The sequence below is a fragment of the Sinomicrobium halophytocola genome (assembly GCF_052983395.1).
In genome coordinates, this window is sequence record NZ_JBRKIT010000011.1 from 342,098 (window position 1) to 362,255 (window position 20,158).

Annotated in this window: 21 protein-coding genes and 1 other RNA gene; 11 read left to right on the forward strand and 11 right to left on the reverse strand. The window is 42.7% G+C overall.

Features of this window, described 5'->3' with window-relative positions; translation table 11 throughout:
- Nucleotides 1-146: 146 nt before the first annotated feature.
- Nucleotides 147-989, forward strand: a complete 843-nt coding sequence (locus ACVBDY_RS03430; RefSeq protein WP_447174067.1) for a phosphatase PAP2 family protein — start codon at nt 147-149, stop codon at nt 987-989.
- Nucleotides 990-1,092: 103 nt separating this feature from the next.
- Here ACVBDY_RS03430 and ACVBDY_RS03435 read toward each other — a convergent pair whose 3' ends face one another.
- Nucleotides 1,093-1,791, reverse strand: coding sequence for an SIMPL domain-containing protein (locus ACVBDY_RS03435; RefSeq protein ID WP_447174068.1), 699 nt, complete (start codon nt 1,789-1,791; stop codon nt 1,093-1,095).
- Nucleotides 1,792-1,969: 178 nt separating this feature from the next.
- Nucleotides 1,970-2,617 carry a rhomboid family intramembrane serine protease gene (locus ACVBDY_RS03440; protein WP_447174069.1) on the reverse strand — a complete coding sequence of 216 codons (648 nt, stop codon included), beginning with the start codon at nt 2,615-2,617 and terminating at the stop codon, nt 1,970-1,972.
- Nucleotides 2,618-2,661: 44 nt separating this feature from the next.
- On the opposite strand from ACVBDY_RS03440, the gene ACVBDY_RS03445 reads away from it, so the two are divergent.
- Nucleotides 2,662-3,573: a lysophospholipid acyltransferase family protein gene (locus ACVBDY_RS03445; RefSeq protein WP_447174070.1), complete on the forward strand. Its 912-nt coding sequence runs from the start codon at nt 2,662-2,664 to the stop codon at nt 3,571-3,573.
- A gap of 80 nt (nt 3,574-3,653) precedes the next feature.
- Here the strand turns inward: ACVBDY_RS03445 and porD are convergent, their stop codons facing one another.
- The 6 genes from porD to ACVBDY_RS03475 all read right to left on the reverse strand — a co-directional run bounded on the left by porD (nt 3,654) and on the right by ACVBDY_RS03475 (nt 8,615).
- Nucleotides 3,654-4,547 (reverse strand): type IX secretion system protein PorD, encoded by an 894-nt coding sequence (porD, locus tag ACVBDY_RS03450; protein ID WP_447174071.1) that lies wholly within the window; start codon nt 4,545-4,547, stop codon nt 3,654-3,656.
- Nucleotides 4,548-4,633: 86 nt separating this feature from the next.
- Nucleotides 4,634-5,851, reverse strand: a complete 1,218-nt coding sequence (gene coaBC, locus ACVBDY_RS03455; protein ID WP_447174072.1) for a bifunctional phosphopantothenoylcysteine decarboxylase/phosphopantothenate--cysteine ligase CoaBC — start codon at nt 5,849-5,851, stop codon at nt 4,634-4,636.
- The gene (locus ACVBDY_RS03460; protein ID WP_447174073.1) at nt 5,852-6,178 is read right to left on the reverse strand and encodes a DNA-directed RNA polymerase subunit omega; all 327 of its coding nucleotides are present in this window, start codon (nt 6,176-6,178) and stop codon (nt 5,852-5,854) included.
- Between the two features lie 10 nt (nt 6,179-6,188).
- Entirely contained in the window at nt 6,189-6,983 is a 795-nt protein-coding gene (locus tag ACVBDY_RS03465) for an outer membrane protein assembly factor BamD (RefSeq protein ID WP_447174074.1), read from the reverse strand.
- 212 nt (nt 6,984-7,195) lie between these two features.
- On the reverse strand, nt 7,196-8,089 hold the full coding sequence (gene dapA / locus ACVBDY_RS03470; protein WP_447174075.1) for a 4-hydroxy-tetrahydrodipicolinate synthase: 894 nt from the start codon (nt 8,087-8,089) through the stop codon (nt 7,196-7,198).
- Nucleotide 8,090: 1 nt separating this feature from the next.
- Complete coding sequence (locus tag ACVBDY_RS03475) at nt 8,091-8,615, reverse strand: DUF6913 domain-containing protein (protein WP_447174076.1); 525 nt, start codon at nt 8,613-8,615, stop codon at nt 8,091-8,093.
- A gap of 37 nt (nt 8,616-8,652) precedes the next feature.
- Between ACVBDY_RS03475 and ACVBDY_RS03480 the strand changes: the two genes are divergently transcribed.
- From ACVBDY_RS03480 to rnpB, 3 genes are all read left to right on the forward strand, one after another.
- Complete coding sequence (locus tag ACVBDY_RS03480) at nt 8,653-9,456, forward strand: 5'-nucleotidase C-terminal domain-containing protein (RefSeq protein ID WP_447174077.1); 804 nt, start codon at nt 8,653-8,655, stop codon at nt 9,454-9,456.
- 85 nt (nt 9,457-9,541) lie between these two features.
- On the forward strand, nt 9,542-10,060 hold the full coding sequence (locus ACVBDY_RS03485; protein ID WP_447174078.1) for a DUF7935 family protein: 519 nt from the start codon (nt 9,542-9,544) through the stop codon (nt 10,058-10,060).
- A 73-nt stretch (nt 10,061-10,133) separates the two neighbouring features.
- An RNA gene (gene rnpB / locus ACVBDY_RS03490) (RNase P RNA component class A) lies at nt 10,134-10,477 on the forward strand.
- A 104-nt stretch (nt 10,478-10,581) separates the two neighbouring features.
- Here the strand turns inward: rnpB and cysM are convergent.
- From cysM to porX, 3 genes are all read right to left on the reverse strand, one after another.
- The gene (gene cysM, locus ACVBDY_RS03495; RefSeq protein ID WP_447174079.1) at nt 10,582-11,466 is read right to left on the reverse strand and encodes a cysteine synthase CysM; all 885 of its coding nucleotides are present in this window, start codon (nt 11,464-11,466) and stop codon (nt 10,582-10,584) included.
- 121 nt (nt 11,467-11,587) lie between these two features.
- Nucleotides 11,588-11,995, reverse strand: a complete 408-nt coding sequence (gene tsaE / locus ACVBDY_RS03500) for a tRNA (adenosine(37)-N6)-threonylcarbamoyltransferase complex ATPase subunit type 1 TsaE (protein ID WP_447174080.1) — start codon at nt 11,993-11,995, stop codon at nt 11,588-11,590.
- A 17-nt stretch (nt 11,996-12,012) separates the two neighbouring features.
- Nucleotides 12,013-13,560: a T9SS response regulator signal transducer PorX gene (gene porX / locus ACVBDY_RS03505; RefSeq protein ID WP_447174081.1), complete on the reverse strand. Its 1,548-nt coding sequence runs from the start codon at nt 13,558-13,560 to the stop codon at nt 12,013-12,015.
- Between the two features lie 189 nt (nt 13,561-13,749).
- On the opposite strand from porX, the gene ACVBDY_RS03510 reads away from it, so the two are divergent.
- The 6 genes from ACVBDY_RS03510 to ACVBDY_RS03535 all read left to right on the forward strand — a co-directional run bounded on the left by ACVBDY_RS03510 (nt 13,750) and on the right by ACVBDY_RS03535 (nt 20,017).
- The gene (locus tag ACVBDY_RS03510) at nt 13,750-14,976 is read left to right on the forward strand and encodes an HD domain-containing protein (protein ID WP_447174082.1); all 1,227 of its coding nucleotides are present in this window, start codon (nt 13,750-13,752) and stop codon (nt 14,974-14,976) included.
- 173 nt (nt 14,977-15,149) lie between these two features.
- Nucleotides 15,150-16,172 (forward strand): UDP-3-O-(3-hydroxymyristoyl)glucosamine N-acyltransferase, encoded by a 1,023-nt coding sequence (gene lpxD, locus ACVBDY_RS03515; protein WP_447174083.1) that lies wholly within the window; start codon nt 15,150-15,152, stop codon nt 16,170-16,172.
- Nucleotides 16,172-17,587: a bifunctional UDP-3-O-[3-hydroxymyristoyl] N-acetylglucosamine deacetylase/3-hydroxyacyl-ACP dehydratase gene (locus ACVBDY_RS03520; RefSeq protein ID WP_447174084.1), complete on the forward strand. Its 1,416-nt coding sequence runs from the start codon at nt 16,172-16,174 to the stop codon at nt 17,585-17,587. The genes lpxD and ACVBDY_RS03520 overlap by 1 nt, the downstream gene beginning before the upstream one ends.
- A 63-nt stretch (nt 17,588-17,650) precedes the next feature.
- Nucleotides 17,651-18,436, forward strand: a complete 786-nt coding sequence (gene lpxA / locus ACVBDY_RS03525) for an acyl-ACP--UDP-N-acetylglucosamine O-acyltransferase (RefSeq protein ID WP_447174085.1) — start codon at nt 17,651-17,653, stop codon at nt 18,434-18,436.
- Between the two features lie 57 nt (nt 18,437-18,493).
- A complete protein-coding gene (gene efp, locus ACVBDY_RS03530; protein WP_447174086.1) occupies nt 18,494-19,060 on the forward strand; it encodes an elongation factor P in 567 nt (188 codons plus the stop codon).
- A gap of 21 nt (nt 19,061-19,081) precedes the next feature.
- The gene (locus ACVBDY_RS03535) at nt 19,082-20,017 is read left to right on the forward strand and encodes a UDP-3-O-(3-hydroxymyristoyl)glucosamine N-acyltransferase (RefSeq protein ID WP_447174087.1); all 936 of its coding nucleotides are present in this window, start codon (nt 19,082-19,084) and stop codon (nt 20,015-20,017) included.
- Nucleotides 20,018-20,158: the final 141 nt, after the last annotated feature.

Here is a 20,158-nt window from a genome sequence, read left to right on the forward strand (position 1 = left end):
AATTATATTATAAACTCTAAACCCCCTTAACCATGAACCTACTTGGAAAAAGTTTTTTTATAATTTTATTTCAGTTTACATTGTCCTCTGGTTTTTCCCAGACCAATTACTCCTTAAAAACGAAGGATGGACGTTTTCGGACATCTATGAAGGTACTAAAAAACAGTATTCTAAGTGTCCCGGGAGACTTTAATGAAATGGGACATAATATTTCGGATGACTGGGGAAAAACAGCTATATACGCCGGAGGAATTCTTGGTTTGATTATGGTTGATAAATATACCACACAATTTTACCAGGATAATATTGAGGATAATATTCAATATTCACTTCCTAATATCGGATCCAAATCCGGAGATACCGAATTAGCACTCTTTCATGGCAATGACGCCTATATCACCTATTCTTTGCTGGGAATATATGGCGGATCTATAATTGCTAATAGTGAAAAAGGGCAAATCGCAGTAGTTAATTCCTTTAAAGCATTAGCATATTCCTATGTAATTTCTCACTTAATACTAAAATCCGTTATAGGCAGACAACGTCCCGATCCTACGCTGAGTGACGGAGTTGCTCCTGAATATCCTTACTCTCGAAATCCTTTGGATTTTGGAAATTTCCACGGGATTACTTTTAATCGCGATCAATACGGGACAGCTTTCCCTTCCCTGCATGCAACAGCATATTTTGCCGTAGCCAAGGTCCTGGCCATGGAATTTAACAACTATTGGATACCTTATACCCTGGTAAGTGCGGTGTTTTTTGCCGATATTAAAAACCACAGGCACTGGGTAGCCGATATGGTTGCCGGGGGTGTCATAGGAACGCTCATAGGAAAAGCTATCGTAAACAGTTCGAGAAAATTAAGGGCGAAGCAAGAAAAGGAATCCGAAACTGGTCAGGCATTCCTGCAAGATAAACCTACGCTACAGCTTGTGCCGCAAATATCCGGCAGAATGGTAGGGTTACATTGTGTTGTAACTTTTTAGGATACCGTAAATTAAAAAGCGGGACATCCCTTCCGGACATCCCGCTTATCTTGTTTTATATCATACTGCCGGGAACACTGTTCCTGCAACATAACAATCAGCTTTACTTCAATTCAAATCCTACATGTATCGTAGCCTTGATGCTCATCTCCCCTATGGCTATGGATTCGCCACTACCCGAAGTATCAGCCTCAGCCTTCATCATGGCATATCCGGGCATTGGTATAGGCTCAGGTTGCCCGATCTCGGACAGGTAAATAGGTTCGCCTAGGTTTTTCCCCAGTGCGGAAGCATATTCTTCTGCTTTTTTCCGGGCATTTTCCACTGCTTTTTTCCGGGCCTGGCTTTTCAGCTCATCAATATTTGAAGCGTTGAATTCCACCCCATCTATACGGTTAACCCCGGCATCCAGCAACCCCTGGCTCAGGGCCTCGTATTTCGACAGGTCTTTCAGACGAATGGAAAGTGATTGATTGGCCACATACTTGTACTCCTTGGTCTGGTAGTCATAATTCTTGTTTAGGTTCAGATACTCGGTCTTTACGTCCTTGGCATCTATTTTCATATCCTTGCAGAATTTCAATACCTTATCGATAAGGGCATCATTAAGTTTTTTTACATCCAGGGCAGATTTACCTTCGTTTTCTACTCTGACTTTAAGGGTTACCTTATCCGGAACCACTTTTACTGTTCCCTCTCCTGAAACAGATATCGTACGGGACGGGTCTTTCAATACGGAAGGAGTTTGTGCTTGTAATACCATAGTAGTACCTAATACCAAAGTTAAAAAGATTTTTTTCATAATATATGTTGCTTTTTGTGTTTATATTCTTCCTCCTAAACAACTGCCGTGCCAAACCGGAAATTCACACTCATTTTTATACGAAAAATAAAGAAATATCCTCCCGGCAGCTTAAAACAGAACAACTTTCCGTTGGATTCCCGGGCAATACAAAGGTAGATTTTTCGACAGAATAATGTTATATTTTTCCCATTTTACCGAGAATATACAACAGGACAATAGGTAATGCTAGCAACCCTACCATCAAAGGATCCTGGGTGATTAGCCCCGGCTGGAAGGCAAGGGTCAATACATAACCGCCAATGGCCCCGCCAAAGTGCGCAGTATGCCCTATATTTCCCACCCGGTTCTTCATACCATATATAGAATACAGCAGGTATCCTATACCAAATATGTATGCCGGAATGGGAATGGGAATAAAAAAGAAGTAGATGCTCATCCCTGGGTTTAGCAGTATACCGGAATAAATAATTCCGGTCACGGCACCACTGGCCCCTACGGCGCTGTAATAATCCTCATTTTTATGGAACTGAAAAGACAGCAGGTTTCCGGCTAGTAAACTCGCCAGGTAAATTGCCAGAAATTTCAGATCGCCGAAATGAAATACCACGATCGGGGCAAAAAAGTAAAACGTTATCATGTTGAACAGCAAATGCGTAAAGTCCACATGTAAAAACCCTGAGGTCAGCATACGCAGCTTTTCTCCTTTTTTTATTGCCTTTATCTCAAATTTATAACGTTCAAAAAAAGAAGGATCGTTAAATCCTTTGATGGAAACCAATACATTAGCAGCAATCACTGCTATCATCACTATATTCAAATCCATAGAATGGTATGTTTGTAACCTTATGTGTTCAAATATAGCTATATTTGCCGGAAATACTAAGACATATAATGCAGCTTCTGGTCTTTATTCTGGTATACCCCATATTGTGGGCCATTTCTTTGCTACCTTTCCGGTTGCTTTACCTGATCTCTGATGTCGTTTATCTAATTTTATACAAGTTAGTAGGGTACCGAAAAAGAACTGTAAGGAATAATCTACACCTCGCTTTTCCGGACCGGTCGCCAAAGGAAAGATTGCACATAGAGAAAAAATTCTACAGGCACCTCGGAGACGTATTCCTGGAGATGATAAAATCGCTTTCGATCTCAAAAAATGAAATAAAAAAACGCTATACATTTACCAATATAGAGATTATACAAAAGTTGGAAAAGGAAAAAAGCATTGTATTGATGTTTCCTCATTATGCCAACTGGGAATGGAGTTCGACAATAAATTTGTATATTACTTCTTCGAAAGGATATGCCGTATATCAGCGAATTAAAAATAAATACTTTAACAATCTGGTTAAAAGCATTCGGGAAAAAAATGGCACTACCCTGATCGAAACCAGGGAAACCATTAAGGTCATACGAAAAAACCAAATGAATAGGGTGCCCGCTATTTACGGTTTTTTAAGTGACCAGTCCCCCCTATTGAGCAAAGCAGTATACTGGCAGGAATTTATGGGTATAAAGGTTCCTGTACACATAGGCCCAGAAATACTTGCCAAACGAACAGACCTGACCGTGGTATATATGCAAACCGAAAAAGTAAAAAGGGGATATTACAATGCAACCCTTAAGATACTTACAACATCCCCTGTTACCTATCCGGATTATCAAATAACCGACATGTATATACAGGAGGTGGAACAACAAATAAGAAAAGCCCCGGAATACTATTTCTGGACCCACAAACGATGGAAACACATGGGAAAAGCACCCGTACAGGCCTGACAAGACAAAACTTATGACCGTGATCGTTAAAGAATATTTTCGTCCCCTCCTTCTACAATCCAATATCTCCAATCTGATATCTAAAAAGTAATTTTCTCCCAGGACCCGGCATAAACCGGGGCTACCTTATTTAGGGAATTTTTTAGGCTTACGATATCTACTTTCGGGCCATCGGAAAAGATATTGAGTATTTCATCCTTCTTCGCATCGAAAAAAACCTGAAGCAAAAATGAATTGGGCCTGGTGGAATTAACACGCTCCAGGAATTTCATAGACCTGGCCATGGATTCTTTTCCGGAAGCCGCATCTTCGGCCATTCTGTCCAATCCCATCCGGTGATATTCATATAAAGCCGTACGATAACTCTTAAAAGGGTTAGACAACAGGTTATCTACAAGTCCCCACCGGCTCTTGTTCCCGTCCGATTGTTTCCATCCCGAATAATTACTGCTTTGGGCCAGGTTAACAATATTCCGGGCTTGCTGGTAATAATCCGTTCCACCTTCCGGGGCAAACGTATCTGCATCCATTCCTAGTATTACATAAACATAATACGTAATCACCGATACGAGATTGGACTCAAAAGTATTCCGATTGAAGAAAAGAGGCTGAAATTCCAGATAACGGAAATCAAACTGCCTGTCCTGAAAATTAAACACGGGAGACTCGTATGACGCATTGTAAACCGGGCGCGAAGATTGCACCTGTATAGAAGCGGAAAAACGATCCGACTCATAGTTGGAAACCGTAATGTACATGCTGCAGTTTATTCTTTCCTGCATGGCGTACATACGGTTTGTCCATTTGGTTTTGTTTATAAAATCGGTAATGGATTTTTGCAGGGTTTCGAATATCTGCCTGTTACTCTGCCCCACCTGTTCAGCGTCTACCACCACTTTACAATTGAGTTCCTGTGCATGGAGAGAAAAATTCCACACCATGAGAAAACAGACTAAAAGAACTGAGTTTTTCATTTTCGGTTAAAGTAAATGCTATGGTTTTTGGTTAATCGTGTTACGGAGGTCATTTGCTTAAATTCCGTTTCCAAACATTTTTTCCACTAGCTGTCTTCCGGTATCCTGCGCTGTATCTCCGTAAAAATGTCTAGGGCCACGTCCGATTTGGGTTTTAGCTCAAACGAAACCATGTTTTCTTTCCTGTCTATAAAGGTAATCTTATTTGTTGATTTACCAAAACCTGCTCCTTTGTCATTAAGCGAGTTCAGCACTATGGCGTCCAGGTTTTTCCTGCGAAGTTTTCCTTTGGCATTCTCCGTTTCGTCATTGGTTTCCAGGGCAAATCCAACAAGGTACTGGTGTTTTTTAATAGCTCCTATCGAGGCCAGAATATCTTTTGTAGGCTCCAGCTCTATAGTCAGTGAAGTATCTTTTTTCTTAATTTTCCGGTCCTGCACAGTTACCGGCCTGTAATCGGAAACGGCGGCGGCAAGTACCGCTATGTCCACATCTGCAAATACCTCGTGTACTGCCAGGTACATCTCTTCGGCATTTACCACCCGGACGGTCTTTATTCCAGCAATATCCGCAGTAAGGTGTGTAGGGCCGACAACCAATGTTACCTGTGCCCCAAGTGAAGCAGCAGTCCTGGCAAGTTCTATACCCATTCTCCCGGAAGAATGGTTTCCGATAAAACGAACCGGATCTATGGCCTCATAAGTGGGGCCCGCAGTTATAAGTACTTTTTTATCGTGAAGCGGCAGATTGCTCCGGATATGCTTTTCCATGAAAGCCACAATATCCTCCGGCTCCGCCATGCGGCCTTCTCCGGTAAGCCCGCTGGCAAGTTCGCCGTGAGCGGCGGGTATAACTGTGTTTCCGTAAGTTTTAAGGGTATTTAGCGTATTTCGTGTAGAAGAGTGTTTGTACATATCCAGGTCCATTGCCGGGGCTACATAGACCGGGCACTTGGCAGATAAATATGTCGCCAGAAGAAAATTATCCGAAATACCATTGGCCATCTTAGCCATACTATTGGCAGTAGCAGGAGCAATAATCATATAATCTGCCCAAAGCCCTGCTTCTACATGGTTATTCCATACAGCATTGCCATCCTCCTCATCTGTAAACGAGGACAACACGGGATTTCTGGAAAGCGTGGACAATGTAAGTGGAGTGACGAATTCCTTTGCATTTTCGGTCATGATCACCCGGATATCAGCTCCGGCCCTGATAAATAACCGCACCAGGAAAGCAGTCTTGTAAGCGGCAATGCCCCCGGTAATGCCTAAAAGGATATTCTTGCCGCTTAAAACAGACATTTAAGCTTCTTTTTCAGTATTCCTGTAATATATTTTGTCGTTTAACCACTCTTCTACCGCAATAGCATGAGGCTTAGGAAGTTTTTCATAGAACTTGGAAACTTCGATCTGCTCCTTATTTTCGAATATTTCTTCCAGGCTATCGGTATATGTGGCAAACTCTTCCAGTTTTTCTATCAGTTCCTTTTTGATCTCGGAATTGATCTGGCCAGCCCTTTTGGAAACGATAGATATCGCTTCATAGATATTTCCGGTGGGGGCATCTATCTTGTTTTTATCAAGGGTAACGGTAGATGCCGGGGCTTCTGTTTTTCTCAAATTGCTCATTTCTCTCTTCTTATTTGCTAAATTGTTGTAATTCCTGTTCTACTTCGGCCATCATCTTTTCGGCCTCATCAGCATACTTGGTATCCGGATAATATCTTTTTAAAGTATTATAGGACTCTTTGGTATGATTAAGACGCTCTTCCATCCTTGCGTAAATACTATTTACGGCAAGATTATAGGAAGAAAGCATCCTGTAATACATCGCATCTTCCCGAAAAACAGTTCCGGGATAGTTCGACAGAAAATTGTCAAATGATTTTATGGCCGCTTTATAATCGCTTATACGGTTATATTGTTTGGCAATTTCAAAGTCTTTTTTCTCCAGTTTGGTCCGCAATTCATGGATCAGTTCGTTAGCTTCGCCAAGATACTCAGAATCGGGATAATTATTGATAAACAGCTGTAATTTATCCACAGCCGTATTGGTTTCTTTCTGGTCAAGACTGTATTTCGGAGACAACATGTAATAACTCTTGGCTCCCAGGAAAGCCGCTTCTTCTGCCTTATCACTTTTCGGATAGGATTTGGAAAAACGGTCAAACTGGTAAGCGGCGAGATAATAATCCTTCGTCTGGTAATAGGCGTTTGCATGAAAGTATACAACCCTTTCCCCTTGCGGTTTTCCTGCATATTGGGGTACGACCTGCTCCAAAAGGCGGTTTGCCTTTTTATAGTCACCTTCATTGTACAGTTTCTCAGCAAGGTCATATTTTGCCTTGACATCCTCACTTTTCAGCGCCTTTTGAAATGGGCTACAAGAGCTTATCAGGGCAGTAACAGCAGCGATGTATAAAAATTTCTTCATGCTTTAACGCGTAATTTTAAGTGGTTTCCTTCCGTGTCTATCACAGTAATGGCATTCACCGCTAAAATTAACGGCAAAATTAGCCAATAATTGGATAATACAAAATTTATTATCGCCGAAGATACAATTTACACTCGTCCCTGGAAACAGGCAGGGGCGAATTTTAACCATATTTTTGGAATTCGCCCCGGTTTTTTACGTCACAATATATGTTACTCTACACTGAAATTCACGTTCTTTTCAACAAAACCGGCAATTCTCTGCTCCAGGTCCCGGTCTACTTTTACCAAAGGCAATCGCAATACATCATCTGCCAGACCAAGGGCACGAAATACCGATTTGATACCCGCCGGGTTTCCTTGTTCAAAAACCATGTCTATAGCATCCATAAGTTTATAATGCAACATGTAGGCCTCGGTGGCATTTCCATCCAGTCCATACCGCACCATATCCGTAAATTCCCTCGGGAATCCCTGGCCTATCACCGATATCACCCCCGCTCCACCGGCCAGTATCATGGGCAGGGTTACCATATCATCTCCCGAAATTACCAGGAAACCTTCGGGCTTATCTTTGATGAGGCGCATAGCCTGGACTATGTCTCCGGCTGCTTCTTTTATACCTATTATAGTATCTATATCCCTTGCCAGTCTCAGTACTGTTTGCGGCAATATGTTAGAAGCCGTCCTTCCCGGTACGTTATAAAGAATCACCGGAAGCGGAGAGGCTTTTGCCACGGCCTTGAAATGTTGGTATATACCTTCTTGTGTGGGTTTGTTGTAATAAGGTGACACGGATAGGATAGCATCAAATCCGGACAGATCCGTAACCTGTAGCTCGTTCACGACCTCGGCTGTGTTATTCCCTCCTACTCCCAGTACCAACGGAAGTTTTCCCGCATTTGCCTTTATTACGGTTTGTTTTACTGTTTCCTTCTCCTCCCTGGTCAATGTTGCGCTTTCCGCAGTGGTTCCCAAAACCACCAGATATTCTACTCCTCCTTCAATGCAGTGTACCACAATTTTTTCAAGCGCTGCACGATCTACACTGTTATCTCTTTTAAACGGGGTTACCAGAGCTACCCCGGTGCCTGTAAATTTTGACATCTTATATCTTGTTTAAAATAGTGAGATATTTAATTAATTCTTCTCTGAATTCCGGAAACCTGTCCGGACTGATGTTCATTATAAAATCATTTTCTTTTTCATATTCTCCTGCAAGTCCCACTTTAAAAGCGGCGTTTATTTGAAGCGTAGCCAGGCCCAACAGCAAATTCGGCCTACTGTAATAACTCAGCAGCATATCATACGGTTTTTCCAGTAACTCTTTATAATGCCCGTTACGGATCTCTCCCTTCCATCCCAGTTCTTCTTCGTGAAAGACCGGTATGCCATAAAAGGCATTGGCATCTTTGCGGGGAGTAAAACCAATGATCCTGAAATTTTCCTGCCTGACGCCTATATCTCTGGCCAGGACTTTAAAAGCTCCCGTATCTTCAAATTCGTCCAGGTTTACCACGCAGGCCAGAGAAGACACCTTAACACCCTCGTTACCTTGCCTCCCACCGGTAACGGGCAAGCCTTTTTTGAGAATTTTATACGCGGCTTTCTCTTTATATTTCTTAAAAAACATATACCTTCGCTTTGTTTTGCAAATGTAATACATTACCATGCATAAAAACACAAGATACCCGTATCATAACAATATAAGGATAACACATTTTGTTATTTTTATAACGACAATAGTATTTTTCTCATGTAAAAGAGGGGATGTTGTTACAGAGCCACAAATTTCCCGTATCGAAGGAAAAGAGATCAACATCAACGATAGTATCACCGAAGATAAAACTATAGACGAGTTTGTAAAACCGTTCCGTAAACACATAGATGAAGACCTTAGCGCACCACTTGCATACAACCCCTCCGATCTCAGTAAAACAGATGGCGAACTGAACACGGCAATAGGCAACCTGATGGCCGATATCGTCATGGAAAAATCCCAACCGGTATTTAAAAAAAGAACAGGAAAGAATATTGATGCTGTACTGCTCAATTTTGGCGGCATACGCGCAACCATGTCCAAAGGACAAGTTACGGCACGGACAGCTTACGAAGTAATGCCTTTTGAGAATGCCATCGTGGTACTGGAACTTACCGCAGATAAAATACAGAAACTGATAACCTATCTTGCAAAAGCAAAAACCGCACACCCGGTTAACGGCCTGCAATTGACTCTGGACAAAGACGGAAAAGTAAAAAAATTTCTCATAGCCGGAAAACCTCTTGATAAAAGCAGGCACTATTACATCGCCACTTCGGACTATCTGATGAACGGCGGGGACAACATGAACTTTTTCCTGGACCCTGTAAATACCACACCACTGGATTACCGCATCCGGAATGCCATGATCGATTATTTCACGGAAACAGACACTATCCGGACGCAACAGGACAACCGTTTCATTCGCAAATAAAAGGATTTGGGCCTGTTTCATAACAATTACCCGTTGCCAGGCGTTATATAGGACACCAATCGTAAAATAGTATAAACAATAAAACATGATCCCGGTAACAGAATTACTTTTTTACTGCCTGCCTGCAATCATCACAGGGCTGGTCGCTTATTACTTTTTCCAACAGTTTATCAAAAACGAAAATGCACGCCGCCGTTTCCTCCTGAAGCGCGAAAGCCAGAAAGACATTCTCCCTATCCGGCTGCAGGCTTATGAACGCATGGTACTTTTCCTGGAACGTATCAATCCTTCCAAACTATTACTGCGCGTTTCTCCTAACGAAATGGGTAAAGAAGAATATGAAACCCTTCTCATTCGCAATATCGAAGACGAATACGACCACAACCTATCCCAGCAAATATATATGAGTGACAAATGCTGGAATGTGATAAAAACTGCCAAGAACAGCACCATACAACTCATCCGGAAGGTGAATATGAGCGAAAAAAACGATTCGCCCGACAAACTCCGGGAAAGCATCCTTAATGAAATGTTTGACAAAACATCTCCTTCAGCCGCCGCCCTGGCCTATATCAAAAAGGAAGTAAGCGATTTCCTGGATTAAAACTAAAATTGCGTTTTATCCTGCAATTATCCCAAAGACAGAAAAATATTCCGGGAAAGGTTCGTAACTTTGCCCCGCAGGCCATCTTATCGCTTCCCGGTCCCGATAGTTATCGGGACCGGGGAGAGGAAAGTCCGGACACCATAGCGCAGCGTAGCGGGTAACACCCGTCCCCCGGTTCATCGGGAGAGGACAAGTGCAACAGAAAGAATGTACAGGTAATGCTGTAGTGAAATCAGGTAAACTCTACGCGGTGCAACGCCATGTATACCGGCATTTAAGGGTTGCGCGCCCGATCCCGTCCCGATAGGGAACTAGCGGGATGCCGGAGGGTAGGCGGTTAGAGATCCCGGGTAACCGGTATCCAAGATAAATGATAAGACTAGACAGAATCCGGCTTACAGGCCTGCTTTTTTTAGATATGAGATTTTAAATTCTGGATGTTAAAATCTTTCGGGGAATGTAACCACACTTCAAAAATCCTGTGCCACTCTGCTTCCTCACAACCCAACAAATCCCAATTAGACAAATAAATCCGAAGATAAGTAACGGTCGCCTCGATCGCATATGATAGTTACAATAACTCCCTCTTTCAGGGTTTCAGCCAGCTTCAGGGCTGCACATACTGCTCCCCCACTGCTCATACCGGCAAAAATCCCCTCTTCACGGGCCAGTCTCCGGGTCATTTCAGTCGCTTCGATTTCACTTACCTCAATAATTTCATCAACTTTGGACGGATTGAATATTCTTGGCAGGTATTCTTCCGGCCATTTACGTATACCGGGGATACTTGAATTGTCCGTAGGCTGTACCCCTGCGATATGGACATCCGGATTTTTCTCTTTCAGAAAGGTAGAAGTCCCCATAATAGTACCTGTAGTTCCCATTGCAGACACAAAATGGGTGATTCTCCCCTCCGTATCCCGCCATATTTCAGGACCTGTAGTCTTATAATGCGCTTTCCAGTTATCGTCATTTCCAAATTGGTTCAGGGACACATATCCTTCTTCCGCTACCTTTTTTTCTGCATAATCCCGGGAGCCTTCGATACCAGAATCCGAGGAAGTAAGTGTTACTTGAGCTCCGTAAGCACGCATGGTCTGCACTCGCTCACGGGTAGAGTTCTCCGGCATAACCAGTTCTATGTCCAGTTGAAACAGGCCGGCTATCATCGCCAGGGCTATCCCCGTATTACCACTGGTAGCTTCTATCAATCTTGTTTCCGGTTTTATCTCTCCCCGGTCCAGGGCGCTTTTTATCATATTGTACGCGGCCCTGTCTTTCACACTACCACCTGGGTTATTTCCCTCCAGCTTCAGCAAAAGACTGATATTTTTATTCTTCACCAGGGTGGTTGTAGCCACCAGCGGTGTGTTTCCTATATTATCGAGTAAGGTCTTATACATATCCAAACAGCTTTACTATGATTTCCCCATAGATTATATGGATTAATAATGGCAAAACCCGCTTCCGCGAATTTTCTCCTACAAAAGTATTAATATTTTTACCGAAGAAGTACAGACTGCTTCAAAAAGATAATTCCCTCCTACCGTCCGCACTTTTTTCTATCCGGACGGCAATGGCATCTTCTGGTAGCAATCCTTCGATCTTCTCCGGCCATTCGATAAAAACCCATGCATCGGCATACAGATATTCTTCAACACCCATATCCAATGCCTCGCTTTCATCATTAATACGATAAAAATCAAAATGATATATCAGGTTACGGTTCTCTCCTTCATACTCATTAACAAGTCCGAAGGTAGGACTTCCTGTTTCATCATTTACACCCAGATGATGTGCCAGCGATTTTATCAGGGTGGTCTTCCCCACTCCCATATCTCCGTAGAACAACAGGATTTTTCCGGACACTTCATCCAGAAGCTGCCGGGCCACCGCATCTATTTCTTCCAGGGTATAGCTGATCTTTTTCAATGCCTCGGTATTAAATTCTACTTGGGTTCCAAGACAATAAAAGGTATGATCATTTCTTCAAGCGATATCCCCCCATGCTGATAGGTGTTCCGGTAATAACTTACATAGTGGTTATAATTATTGGGATATGCGAAAAAGAGGTCTTCTTTTGCAAAAATAAAGGAACTACTCATATTTATAGCTGGTAAATGGACATCTTTGGGTCTTTTCACTGCAAAAACCTCTTTAGCTTCATAGGAAAGACTCCTCCCTGTCTTATAACGCAGATTCAGACTTGTTTCCTTATCCCCTATCACCTTAGATGGGTTTTTAACGTTTATGGTACCGTGATCCGTAGTGAGTAATAATTTAAAACCAAGTTGTTGAGACTGCTGAATAATTTCCAGTAACGGGGAGTTTTTGAACCAGCTTTTGGTAAGTGACCGATAGGCCTTATCATTGGACGCAAGCTCTTTGATAACTTCCATTTCGGTCTTGGAATGCGAAAGTATATCTACAAAGTTATATACCACTACGGTAAGGTCATTATCCTTCTGTGATCTGAAGTTTTGCACCAGCTGCCTTCCGGCTTTCAGGCTGGAAATCTTATGGTATTCCCATTTGAGGTTCAGACCGAGACGACGTATTTGTTCGTGCAGAAAATCTGCTTCGTGCAGGTTTTTTCCGCCTTCATCCGTATCGTTCTTCCAGTATTTAGGATACAGCTTCTCCATTTCTGTCGGCATTAATCCCGCAAAAATGGCATTTCTTGCATATTGTGTGGCAGTAGGAAGGATACTGAAATACGGTACTTCGCTTTTACTCTTATAATGTACATTGACCGCATCTTCAATAGCCATCCACTGATCGTATCTCAGATTATCGATAACCACCAGCAACGTAGGCGTGTTTTTCTCCAGTTCGGGCACCACCAGCTCGCGAAACAAGGTATGCGACATTACCGGGGCTTCGTCGTCCGAAAACCACTCCGGGTAATTCTTTTCTATAAATTTACCAAACTGGGTATTGGCTTCTGTCTTTTGCGATTCCAGTATTTCCACCATACCTACGTCCTCTATATTTTCGAGTTCCAGTTCCCAATACAAAAGTCTCTTATACAGGCCTGCCCATTCTTCATAAGAATTAACCATAGCCATATCCATAGCTATTTTACGGAACTCCTGCTGGTAATTAGCCGTAGTCTTTTCGGACACCAGTCGCGAGTGGTCGAGGTTTTTCTTCAGTGAAAGTAATATCTGGTTCGGATTAACGGGCTTAATCAGGTAATCCGCTATTTTAGATCCTATCGCCTCTTCCATAAGGTATTCTTCTTCACTCTTGGTGATCATCACCACAGGAAGGTTTGGTCTTTTCGCCTTGATCTCCGTCAGGGTTTCCAGACCGGTCAGTCCCGGCATGTTTTCATCCAGGAAAACAATATCGTAGCTATTCTTATCAACATCTTCTATTGCATCGGCTCCACTATGGCAGGTGGAGATAGTATAATTCTTTTTTTCAAGAAAGAGAATGTGCGGTTTCAGCAAATCGATTTCATCATCAACCCACAGTATTTTTATGTTGCTCATATCCGTATATTTGTATTTTGCATTTCGTACTCCTTTTTTAACAGACGGGGAAAATAACCAGATCGCGGTTTACAGGTTTCGCGCCAAAAATAAACATTAAAAACCTCTTACGGGTATTTGACAAGCAAAGATAATTACTAACTGATATACAAATAAGGCAAAACTAAAAGTTTGCAAAATTTTATATACATGAATCATACTAACAAGCTCAAAATATTTAACGATCCAATTTACGGATTTATTACCATACCCAATACTCTTGTTTTTGACCTTATAGAACACAGATACTTTCAAAGGCTCCGCCGGATATCGCAAATGGGATTGTCTTATCTCGTATATCCCGGGGCTCACCACACCCGATTTCACCATGCCCTGGGTTGCATGCATCTCATGCAAAAAGCAGTGCAAACCCTTCGCTTTAAGAAGGTTGACATCTCAGAAGAAGAGGAAGAAGCCCTGCTCGCGGCTATTTTACTGCACGATATAGGTCACGGCCCTTTTTCTCACGCTATGGAACACAGTATTGTAAACGGGGTAAGCCACGAACAAATATCCCTGCTTTTTATGGAAGAATTGAATCGTACTTTTAACGGAAGTTTAACGCTGGCCATAAAAATGTTCCGTGGCGAATACCACCGCAGGTTCATGCACCAGTTAATTTCAAGTCAGTTCGATATAGACCGTACGGATTACCTGAAACGAGACAGTTTTTATACCGGGGTGGCGGAAGGAAACATAAATTCCGAAAGGTTGATTACCATGCTCAATGTGGTGGACAATGAACTGGCTATCGAGGAAAAAGGGATCTATTCCGTAGAAAAATTCCTGGTGGCGCGACGACTGATGTACTGGCAGGCCTACCTCCATAAAACAGGACTTGCTGCCGAACAGCTTCTTATACGTGTTTTGCAAAGGGCAAAAGAACTGGTTTCCGAAGGAGTCGATATTAAAGCCAGTACAGCTCTCGAATATTTCCTCACCCACAAAGTGGAAATACAGCATTTCGACGCTTCGGTCCTCGATATTTTCTCCAGGCTCGATGATTACGATATTATCTCTGCCATGAAAGAATGGCAATTTCATGACGACTTCGTTTTATCACGGCTCTGTACTATGATCCTGAATCGGGACCTCCTCAAAATTAAATACCGGAAAAAGCCCTTCCCGGAAAAAAAACTGGAAAAGCACATAGATCTTTTTAAGGAAAAATATGAAGTTCCGGAAGAAACGGCACGTTATTTCGTATTTACCGGAGAAGTGGAGAACCTCGCCTATAGTATGGACAAAGAAAACATTCACATCCTCATGAAATCGGGAAAAGTCTCCGATGTGGTGAAGGCGTCCGACCTACTCAACCTGAAAGCATTATCCAAACCGGTAACCAAGTATTATGCGTGTTATCCTAAACACAGCTAAAAAAACAAGGGTAAAAAAATAAAAAAAACATAAATAGAAGTATCTCTATAATTTTCAACCTACGGTGGTTCACTGACTTATAACAGTTTTATGTAACACTCCACCCCTATGTTTCGTCTATTAACTTAACGGGACGATAACTTAATATTTACTTTTTTTATACTTTTGCAGGAATGAAATTCACAGCAAGTCAAATAGCAGGCATCCTGGAAGGGGACATTATTGGAGACCCGGATGTAGAGGTTTCCAAGCTGGCCAAGATAGAAGAAGGTACTGAAGGCGACCTTACTTTTCTGGCCAATCCCAAGTATCGGTCATATATTTATACTACTAAAGCTTCGATCACTATTGTAAATAGGGACTTCGAAGCCGAAGCTGAACTTTCCACCACCCTCATAAAAGTGGAGGACGCCTATAAGTCATTTTCCAGGTTACTGGAATATTACAACCAGGTAAAGATGAACAAAACCGGAATAGAGCAACCCTCTTATATTTCGGAGTCTGCCAGTTATGGAGAAAACATCTATCTGGGCGCTTTTTCCTATATAGGAGATAATGTAAAAATAGGAAGCAACTGCAAAATATATCCTAACGCCTATGTAGGGGACAATGTTTCTTTGGGAGATAATGTAGTTATATTTGCAGGCGCTAAAATTTATTCCGAAACAATAATAGGCAGCAATTGTGTTATTCACAGTGGTGTTGTTATAGGTGCGGACGGTTTTGGCTTTACTCCCGATGAAAACGGCAGGTACTCCAAAGTTCCCCAAACAGGAAACGTTATACTCGAAGATTACGTGGACATAGGAGCAGGAACTACTATAGACAGGGCTACGTTGGGTTCTACCATTATAAGAAAAGGGGTTAAACTCGATAATCAGATTCAGGTAGCTCACAATGTGGAAATAGGAGAAAACACCGTAATAGCCGCACAGACCGGTATCGCAGGATCTACCAAAATAGGAAAGAATTGTATGATTGGCGGACAGGTAGGGATTGTAGGTCATTTAACCATAGGCAATCGCGTTAAGGTTCAGGCCCAGTCCGGAATAACAAGAAATGTTCAGGATGATGAAGCATTACAAGGCTCTCCTGCATTTAACCATGGAGATTATAACAAATCTTATGTTCATTTTAAAAACCTGCCCAAATTAGTACAAATCATTCACCAATTCGATAAAAAAACGGAACGATAATGAGTAGTGATAAAGTTGCCAGACAACGTACCATTGCAAAAGAAGTTACGCTGCAGGGAGTAGGCCTTCACACAGGATATGAAGTGACTATGACCTTTAAGCCTGCTCCTGAAAATCACGGTTACGCTTTTAAACGTATTGACCTCGAAGGAAGCCCGGTTATTGAAGCCGACGCCAATTATGTGGTTAACACCCAGCGAGGAACCAACCTGGAGAAAAAAGGAGTCCGTATACATACCTCCGAACATGTCCTCGCTGCCCTGGTGGGACTGGAAATAGATAACGTACTGATAGAACTCAACGCCCCGGAACCTCCGATTATGGATGGTTCCTCCAAATATTTTGTAGAAGCTATCGAAAGCGCGGGCATGGTGGAACAGGATGCGGAAAGGGACGAATACATTGTAAAAGATGTTATTTCCTATACAGATGAAGAAACCGGAAGCGAAATAACCGTTATACCTGCCGATGAATACCAGGTAACTACCATGGTAGATTTCGGTACCAAGGTACTGGGAACACAAAACGCAACCCTGAAACAACTGTCCCAGTTCAAAAAAGAAATATCCAATGCCAGAACATTCAGCTTCCTGCACGAAATAGAAACCCTTTTGGAGAACGGCCTGATCAAAGGAGGTGACCTGAACAACGCCATCGTATATGTAGACAAGGAACTGTCTCCTGAAACCATGGAAAAGCTAAAAATAGCCTTTCAGAAAGATTCCATTTCGGTAAAGCAGAACGGTATACTGGACAACCTTACCCTTCACTACCCCAACGAAGCGGCACGGCATAAACTGCTTGATGTCATCGGGGATCTCGCCCTGGTAGGTACACGAATCCGCGGCAAGATCATCGCCAACAAGCCAGGTCATTTTATAAATACGCAGTTTGCAAAGAAACTTTCCAAGATCATCAAGATAGAAAAAAGGAACAAAGTACCGCAATACGATCTGAATCAGGCTCCACTAATGGATGTTACTGATATTATGAAAAAGCTGCCGCACAGGCCGCCGTTTCTGCTGGTAGACAAAATTCTCGAACTTTCGGACACCCATGTTGTGGGAGTAAAGAATGTAACGATGAACGAACCTTTCTTCGTCGGTCATTTTCCGGGAGCTCCGGTAATGCCCGGGGTATTACAGGTAGAAGCCATGGCCCAGGCGGGAGGTATTCTGGTTTTGAGCACTGTACCGGACCCGGAGAACTACCTCACTTTCTTTATGAAAATAGATAAAGTAAAGTTCAAACAACAGGTAGGTCCCGGGGATACACTCATATTCAGGCTGGAACTTGTAACTCCCATACGGAGAGGTATATGCCACATGCAGGGATATGCATACGCCAATGGAAAATTGGCCACGGAAGCCGAAATGATGGCGCAAATAGTAAAAGTAAAAAACGACAATGATTAGGAAAGCGGCACGACCATCTTTCCCGATACATTTCGCATTATAATTTTCGATCAACAGACACACATGAATCAGCCTTTAGCATATGTACATCCGGGTGCCAAGATAGCCAAGAACGTAGTCATTGAACCCTTTACTACTATCCACAATAATGTGATCATAGGAGAAGGGACCTGGATAGGTTCTAACGTGACTATTATGGAAGGGGCACGGATTGGAAAAAACTGTAATATCTTTCCCGGGGCGGTGATCTCGGCTACTCCACAGGACCTGAAATTCCAGGGAGAAGAAACTATCGTTGAAATTGGTGATAACACGACCATCCGGGAATGTGTTACCATAAACCGTGGTACGGTGGATCGGATGAAAACCGTTATCGGGAAAAATTGCCTGATAATGGCTTATTGTCACATTGCACACGACTGCATTGTAGGGGACAACTGTATCTTTTCCAACAACAGCACTCTTGCAGGGCACATCACTGTCGGTGACTATGTGGTTCTTGCCGGAATGACGGCCGTACACCAGTTCTGCTCTATAGGGAACCATGCTTTTGTTACCGGAGGGTCTCTGGTTCGGAAAGATGTTCCACCCTACATTAAAGGAGCCCGGGAACCCCTGTCATATGTAGGTATCAATTCTGTGGGACTCCGAAGAAGAGGATATTCTGCCGACAAGATCCGTGAGATACAGAATATATACAGGATATTATATCAAAAAAACTATAATAATACCCAGGCCATGGAGATCATCGAAGCAGAAATGGAAGCGACCCCGGAAAGAGATGAGATCCTTCAGTTCATACGCGACTCTCAACGGGGTATTATGAAAGGATATTTCAACGCCGGGTAGACTATCACCCGTCGTTTTTGATAAAAAAAGAAAGTTTAAGCAATAAAAACATAAAACATGGCAACAACGTCAGATATCCGGAAGGGATTGTGTATTCGATATAACCATGACATCTTTAAAGTAATAGAGTTCCTGCACGTAAAACCGGGAAAAGGACCGGCTTTTGTTCGGACCAAACTGAAAAGTGTTACGACCGGTAAAGTGATAGATAACACTTTTTCCTCAGGACATAAAATAGAAGAGGTGCGGGTGGAGACCCATTCCTTTCAGTACCTTTATCCCGAAGGGGAAACCTTTCATTTTATGAATACGGAAGATTTTAACCAGATCTCCCTTTCCAAAAATGTACTTGATGCGCCCGACCTGCTCAAAGAAGGGGAAGTAGTGACCATTCTCATCAATACCGAGGACAGCATGCCTCTATCTGTAGAAATGCCATCACACGTCGTTCTGGAGGTTACACATACGGAGCCCGGCTTAAAAGGAAATACCGCTACCAATGCCACCAAACCGGCCACTATGGAAACCGGGGCTACCGTGAACGTACCCCTCTTTATCAATGAAGGAGACAAAATAAAGATCGAAACTGACAAAGGCACCTATGTAGAGCGGGTAAAAGAATAGCCTATAAACGGAAGATACTCTATGAAATTTCCACAGGTACACACATTGCGACAAATAGCAGCCATCCTGGACTGCGACTACGTGGGCCGGGAAGATTTCCCTGTTCAGGGAATGAATGAAATACACGTTGTAGAACCCGGTGATATTGTCTTTGTCGACCACCCAAAATATTACGATAAAGCTCTCAATTCTGCCGCTACGGTAGTGCTCATCAACAAGCAAGTAGAATGCCCGGAAGGCAAAGCCCTCCTTATCTCTGATGACCCTTTCCGCGATTTCAATAAGCTCACTGATCACTTTCGTCCTTTTGAAAAAGCCGGTGCCTCTGTCTCCCCTACGGCCACAATAGGTAAAAATACTATAATACAACCCAATGTCTTTATTGGCAACCATGTTGTCATCGGCGATAACTGTGTTATTCATCCCAATGTTACTATATACGACAACACGGTTATAGGAAACAATGTTACCATACATGCCGGTACCGTCCTGGGAGCCGATGCTTTTTACTACAAGAAAAGACCGGAAGGATTTGACAAACTACTATCCGGTGGAAATGTGGTTATCGAAGACTTCGTCGATCTCGGCGCCTTGTGTACTATAGACAAAGGAGTGACGGGAAGCACCCGGATAAAAGAGGGAACCAAACTGGACAACCAGGTTCATCTGGGACATGATACCGTTATCGGAAAAAAATGTCTCATAGCGTCACAGACCGGAATTGCCGGCTGCGTTATTATTGAAGATGAAGTAACCATATGGGGACAGGTAGGTATAGCCAGTGATATTACCATAGGCACCAAAGCCGTTATCCTGGCACAGTCCGGAATAAGTAAATCCCTGGAAGGAAATACCACCTATTTCGGTTATCCCGCCGAAGAAGCCCGTAAAAAGTACAGAGAACTGGCCGCTATACGGAAAATACCGGAAATTATAAAGATATTGAACAACAGGTAACTATACTGGAAATATCTCTGCATAAGAAAATAGCCATAACGTCGTCCCCCTGTGGAAAACAGGAACTTCGCCTAACAAAAAAATAACAATTCTTACCGAACATTAAACGGCAAAGCGTAACACATAATCCATATAAAACCC